The following is a 6,111-nucleotide window of genomic DNA, read 5'->3' on the forward strand; positions in this document are numbered from 1 at the left end:
CCCTTAATATTGAAAACTATGCGATTGTCCTTCAAGATACTGGCACTCGGATATTCCGACTTTAGTTCGTTGATGGATTTCCAATCGGACTTTTCCGTCTCCCGATACCAAGACTTCAACTGCAGTTCGCAATCCCCGTGCTTCTCCCAAAATTCCCTCAGGGTCCGTTTCGCAAAAATCCTCACACTTTTTCGTTTGGTACAAATATAACCAAAAAAGTTACCACTAGGGTAACTATCTATGTTTTATTAGCTTGTTGTCAACGCCCGAGCTATGTGCAGTGCGGGGTCGCACGCCTGCCTTTGGGCCTTGAATTTAGCGTAATCTTTTGGTTCCGGTTTTATCATGTCCCGCGAGAGAGGAGAATCCAAAAGGTATTGCGGTGTTGCTAGACAGGCCAGAACCTTTGGTCAAGCACCTGTGCCCGCATTGCCCATAGGTTTTGTTGAACTAAACCTAAAGGTAGCTTCAAGAAAATACCCTTCACTACCTTTAAGTATTGTTCAATACTCAAGATGTAAATTATGAAAAAAAAGTAGTACCCTGATCGAACGGGCCTGTAAAAAGGTACCCGAGTTCGCTATTAACTATCGAAAGCTGGAGCGTTCGGTGGAATTGGCCGGTAAGAGCCAAAGTACCCTAACCAATTATGCGCGCTGTCTTTCCCATATGGTCCTGCATTTTGGCCGTAGTCCTTTAGACTTGGACAGTGAGCAGGTCCTGGATTATCTGCACTATCAAAAAAGGCAACACAAAACTCCTTCCGACAGTTTCTTCAAGCATACGGTCTACGGCCTTCGGTATCTGTACCGCATCTATGATCTGCCCGAGAATCGGGTGTCACTGCCCTCGATAGAACGGCCGAAGAAACTCCCGGTAGTGCTGAGCAGGGAAGAAGTAAGGCTACTTTTGAAAACACCCAAGTTACAGAAGCACCGTTTGCTGTTGGCGCTGCTCTACGGCTGCGGTCTACGCAATGCGGAGCTGCGCAATCTGCATATCAAGGATGTGGATATGGACAGGAAACAGCTCCATATCCGCCAGGGGAAGGGTCGTAAGGACCGCTATGTACCCCTTTGCGATCTGCTCGTACGCGGTATACAGATCTATCTTTCTTCCGAGCGTCCCGTACAATGGCTTTTCAACGGTAACGACAGGGAAGGAAACCCTGTAGGGCTGTCGCCCAACGGGGTGCAATGGGTAGTGAAACAGGCCAGGCAACATAGCGGTATCCTAAAAGAGGTGACCACCCATAGTCTGCGCCATACCTATGCTACGCATCTTTTGGAAATGGGAATGGACATTATGGGCCTAAAAGATCTTTTGGGCCATGTGGACATCCAGACCACCATGATGTACCTGCACGTATCGCAGCTTTCCAAACGAGCTGTTTTCAGTCCCTTGGAAAAATTATACGATAAGCGGTAATGTCACGGCCCTTATATCAAGTGGCCGATGTGTTGGAACGTAATGGAGCGCTGTTATCAAAGTATACCGGTAACACTTGGCAACTGCGTACCCTGCATGCCCTTCACAAATGTAGGACCGCGGCCCTAGGCGGTCATATAGACCGTTGCGACAACCCGCGGTGCAACAGGCTTCACTTGAGCTACAACAGTTGCCGCAACCGGCATTGCCCGAAATGCCAAGGGCACAAACGCGAACAATGGATACGGGCACGGGAAAAGGAACTGCTGAACGTGCCCTATTTCCATGTGGTGTTCACCCTGCCGGACACGGTGAACCGGCTGTGCCTATATGCCCCGAAACAGGTATATACTATTTTGTTCAGGACCGCATGGAGCGTATTGCGGGATTTTGGTGCCAACCCAAAGTTTCTCGGGGCCGGTATGGGCATGGTGTCCATACTGCACACTTGGGGACAGAACCTAGGTCTTCACCCACATCTGCATTGTATCGTTCCTGGAGGTGGTGTTAGTGGAAAGGGAAAATGGAAGTATGCCAAGAACAAGGGGAAGTACCTTTTTCCGGTAAAGCAGATGAGCAAGGTCTTCAGGGCACGTTTTGTGGAAAGCCTGAGAAAGGATTTCGACGAGCCATGGACATTTTATGACAAACTCTTTGCCAAAGATTGGGTGGTATATGCCAAACGCCCCTTTGCGGGCCCTCAAAATGTTGTGGAATACTTGGGGCGCTATACCCATAAAATCGCGATCAGTAATCACAGGATACGATCGCTTGCCGATGGCAAGGTCACTTTTACCGCCAAGGATTACAGAAAAGGGGGCGCAAAGCAGCTACTTAGCCTAAGCGATACGGAATTCATTAGACGTTTTAGTCTGCATGTCCTGCCCAAGGGCTTTGTGCGCATACGCCACTATGGTATTTTGAGCAGTAGCAAGAAGAAGATAATACTACCGCTGCTCATGGCAGAAATGGGGCAACGACCTCCAAAACAAGAATCACCGCCGATTCTGCACCGAAGGTGCCCTAGGTGTAAAGAAGGTATCTTGGCAACGGTTTTTATGTTCGACGGCAGAGGGCCGCCCAAAAATTGGATAGCTAAACTGAAACAACAAGATAGAACCCCAAAAAATAAAACGGCTCAATAGCTGTAAGGGATACCTATTGCCCAAAGTGAAAGATTTAGGTCAAAAGTGCCGATCGGCAAAAGAATTTAAAGGCTTTGGATAGCTGAAAGCATCCAAACGGAGTAAAAAATACGGTAACTGCAAAAGCACCCATCGAGATGCCACTCAAAACCACTCAATAAACCCATATCAAACTGCATAGCAACGGCAGATCAGCCGGTGTAGTTCAACACCGCGTTCATGTTGGGTCGTACCGACCACACGAACGCTTAGTTATTGTACACTGGCTTTTACCGTTCAGCTTGGTTTTGATAGTTAAATTTCTTTCCGCCATCTTGGACCTCAATTTTCGCAATACTGTCCATTGGAATTTGTCTTTTTAGGAGTTGTATGAATCTTGAACGTCCACCTTTTAAAGTATCATTTTCTAAAATCACAGTATCAAAATACATATGGAATTTTTTTCCGTTTTTATGAGTAACTCGCATTTCGATTGAGCCAGAATTATTCAGATAAGTTTTATTTCCATCTTTGTCCTCAACTACTATTCGGTTAATATTATTTGCGGAATATGAGATATTTCCAAAAGTCAGCGGATTATTAACTTTTACGTCTTTCATAGTCGACGAATTAGTATTTTTCATTTGTTCTCGGAAACTTTCGGTCGGTATAGTGTAAGTTTTACAAGATATAATCAGGAATAAAGCTCCAATTCCGATAAATTTTGATGTCAGTTTTTTCATTAGATTTCTCTGCGTTTTGTTTTTTTTATATTGTGGGCAACAATTGTATATAGTAACAAGTTACTATATTCCTATTTTAGGAACACTAATCTAATGGATATCTAGTAAAATCGTCTTCCTATAAGTTGAAAGATGTCTAAAACCGGTTATATGGCTAAATATTGCTTATCCTTAAAATCCATCATGTCAACTAAATAAAATTGAATAATGGAATGTTAAATTTTTAGTCCCCTAAAACGGCCGATAGAAAAAAGTTAGGAAGAAAAAAGCGGAAGCCCCTTAAAACGTTCTTCTTATAGAACACTTCAAAAATGCTCTAATTCGCCACTTTATCATCCAAATCCACTTCTTAGATGTGCAAATAGTATTTTTTACAAGTTCAATTAAAGGTGGCTTTGTTTGTTTTAAAGAATTCTCAAAAAACATTAAACTTTCAGTTTTACTATCATAACAGGTTTTATAAGTTAATCACATTCAGAAGCCTTCTGTAAATATCGATGTAGTTGATATATCCTTATATATGCACTGGCAAGGATAAAATTTTCCAACGCGTGTTTACGGGTTTTGAAAGTTTCTTCAAACCAGTTCCCATCAAAAGAAAGAGTATTTATAATCAAGACTGTCAGCCCCGAATCGAACTTTAGCGAGTCTAAACGAGAGGTTATAAATGGAGTTCAAAATTCTGACTCTGCCCATACTCAAAACTAGTAAATAATTCACACCAATTGAGAAGTAAAGAAATGGTATCTTAAAATTCTGCAAATTGGGCAATTCAAATATTGAATAACCCTTACGTAATATCCATAGCGGTCTGTCCAGTCAATCAGAGGTTTTGAATTTGATGGTCTCAATGTCCTGCTGAACGATAAGGCCGAATATGGTCTGTATATCATCAGATACATGGTCCACGTTTTCGCCAATAGTTAGTGACGTCAATTCCCGATTTAAGTTGTCCAAATTCAAATAAGGAAAATTCTCCAACACTTGGTCTGGTAATGTTCCTGTTAGGACACCGTTGTCGGATTTACCCCCGAAACTATATCTTGTGATAATATCCCGTTCCTCATCTTCATATGTCCAATAAGATGTATTACGATAGTAGTCCTGATTCGTAGTAAAACTATAGTCATAAATAGTGTTGCCATATGCCTGAAATTGAGGGTCTTCAGGTACATTAATGCTCGTTGGCATTACCCCTATTTTATAACGGTTATAAGTAGTTTGGTCATCATAGTGCAAAACCAAATCTGTATGAAAGGTATCGAAGCTATTGATATATCCCAGCTTCGCAACGCTCCGTGGCTGACGCCCTGAACTCTCTCGGCTAATACTAAAACTATTGGAGTAGTTTATTGATTTGTTACGAGCACTAACGTAAGCGGCATAACTCTTATAGTCAGGTAATTCGACCTCCAAAACATTATCATATTCTAGAAAATCATCGTAGTTCAAAACTATATTTGAGAAAGGATCGGGTAATTCCAAGATCTGATACTTGATTTCTTCGTTGCCATCCCTTAAAGACAGCAAATAACTTATGTCTTTATAGAGACGGACGCCACCGATTTCCAGCACATCAGTTTCTTGATAAAATGGATGCCCCTCCAAATGCCCTTGGGGTTGGGAAGATAACTCGAACCAATGTACGTTGGGCACATTATTGACGGTAATTCCAATTTGTGCACTGTTTGTTTTTGGTGGATTTAAAATTTTGGGCTCATTTACAGCCCATCCCCAAACTGTGCCCTTATTTATACTTGTTCTTGTATCCATCGCATGATGGTGGCCACCTCCTTCCCCTAGCCTGTGTTTCAATACCGTTACGGATAGTGTTTGAACGTTAAGTAGCATTTCGGCGGATTTCTTGAATTCGAGCGAGTCTCCAATTGCGAACTGCCTATAATCTAAAAGCTCGCCGCCCTGGTCGTGAAGAATTATCCAATTGTCGTTCCATTGTGAATAGGTATCGTTCGGGTCGGAATAGTAGGAAAAATAAACCTCGTTCTTTGGTTCAATTGGTTCTTCTGGATTTGTATCAGGATCTGGTTTTTCTTCGGCCTTTGGTTCTGGGTTCGGAGCTTCGCTCTTGGAGCAATTTAGAATCAAAAACGTAAAAAAAATTAGTACTGTGGATTTGGTAAATTTCATTTTTAGCACGTGTATAAGATACAAACGTACTCTATGTCGAATTATTTCAGTTCTTTATTCGATATAGCTCTCCTATTTACGATAATATCCACATGCACCATGGTATAAGGGGTATGAAGCCCATCTGTGCGAAAACGTACGCAAAGGATGGAACACAACAAAACACCGGATAATATTTCCATGTATTTCAAGATGAGATATGTTATAAGCCAGTGATTTATGGTTTACATGGCCTTTGGTGACAGTTATCCTTCCGTTAACGGATATTGTTGTGATGTTGAAAGTTCAAATAACCGTGAATAAAATAAACCATAAAGGAGTAAAGCCAAGCACCAAAAAACGTTCGTGGCCGTTGCAGAAGTGGTCTACGTAAAAGAGATTGATCCAAGGCGGCTGTTTTACAGAGCCCTTAGGAGAACCGGTCTTGGTCGGATTTGCCGGTAATGGGTTGTCAGGTAGCCTTGGAATGCCTCCATTATGGTCTTTAAAATGCGAATAGAGGGTTTCCCTCCCCCTTTCTTGAGGTACTTTTTAAGGTTGAAGGCGATCGCGGCCATGAGCATGACCTTGTGCGCACCGGCCTTGCCCAGTACGCCTATTTTCCGTAGGCCGTAGAACTGTGTCAGGCTGCCGAACACGGGCTCCACCGTACTTTGCCTCAGCTTTTT

At 42.6% G+C, this 6,111-nt stretch carries 6 protein-coding genes; 2 read left to right on the top strand and 4 right to left on the bottom strand.

Translation table 11 applies throughout. The features are described 5' to 3' along the window. Positions 1 to 185 (bottom strand): type II toxin-antitoxin system HigB family toxin (locus BLT07_RS20295; protein ID WP_139205184.1); only part of this gene is annotated, 185 nt, incomplete at its 3' end. 424 nt (positions 186 to 609) lie between these two features. Between BLT07_RS20295 and BLT07_RS20300 the strand changes: the two genes are divergently transcribed. Next, complete coding sequence (locus BLT07_RS20300) at positions 610 to 1,428, top strand: tyrosine-type recombinase/integrase (RefSeq protein WP_245726628.1); 819 nt, start codon at positions 610 to 612, stop codon at positions 1,426 to 1,428. Beyond that, entirely contained in the window at positions 1,428 to 2,573 is a 1,146-nt protein-coding gene (locus tag BLT07_RS20305; protein ID WP_091874401.1) for an IS91 family transposase, read from the top strand. Before BLT07_RS20300 ends, BLT07_RS20305 begins: the two co-directional genes overlap by 1 nt. 269 nt (positions 2,574 to 2,842) lie before the next feature. On the opposite strand, the gene BLT07_RS20310 is transcribed toward BLT07_RS20305, so the two are convergent. The 3 genes from BLT07_RS20310 to BLT07_RS21520 all read right to left on the bottom strand — a co-directional run. Further along, the gene (locus tag BLT07_RS20310) at positions 2,843 to 3,295 is read right to left on the bottom strand and encodes a hypothetical protein (protein ID WP_091874403.1); all 453 of its coding nucleotides are present in this window, start codon (positions 3,293 to 3,295) and stop codon (positions 2,843 to 2,845) included. A gap of 819 nt (positions 3,296 to 4,114) precedes the next feature. After that, positions 4,115 to 5,443 (bottom strand): hypothetical protein, encoded by a 1,329-nt coding sequence (locus tag BLT07_RS20315; RefSeq protein WP_091874406.1) that lies wholly within the window; start codon positions 5,441 to 5,443, stop codon positions 4,115 to 4,117. A gap of 398 nt (positions 5,444 to 5,841) precedes the next feature. Then, positions 5,842 to 6,111, bottom strand: a 270-nt coding sequence (locus tag BLT07_RS21520; protein ID WP_245726625.1) for a transposase, incomplete at its 5' end; no start/stop codon positions are given.

It is taken from the genome of Pricia antarctica (assembly GCF_900101815.1).
In the GTDB taxonomy this organism is placed as follows: Bacteria; Bacteroidota; Bacteroidia; order Flavobacteriales; family Flavobacteriaceae; genus Pricia; species Pricia antarctica.

Excerpts from the sequence above, each read along its gene's own strand:
- BLT07_RS20305 (WP_091874401.1), top strand. The coding sequence starts at position 1,428 with ATGTCACGGCCCTTATATCAAGTGGCCGATGTGTTGGAACGTAATGGA.
- BLT07_RS20310 (WP_091874403.1), bottom strand. The coding sequence starts at position 3,295 with ATGAAAAAACTGACATCAAAATTTATCGGAATTGGAGCTTTATTCCTG.
- BLT07_RS20315 (WP_091874406.1), bottom strand. The coding sequence starts at position 5,443 with ATGAAATTTACCAAATCCACAGTACTAATTTTTTTTACGTTTTTGATT.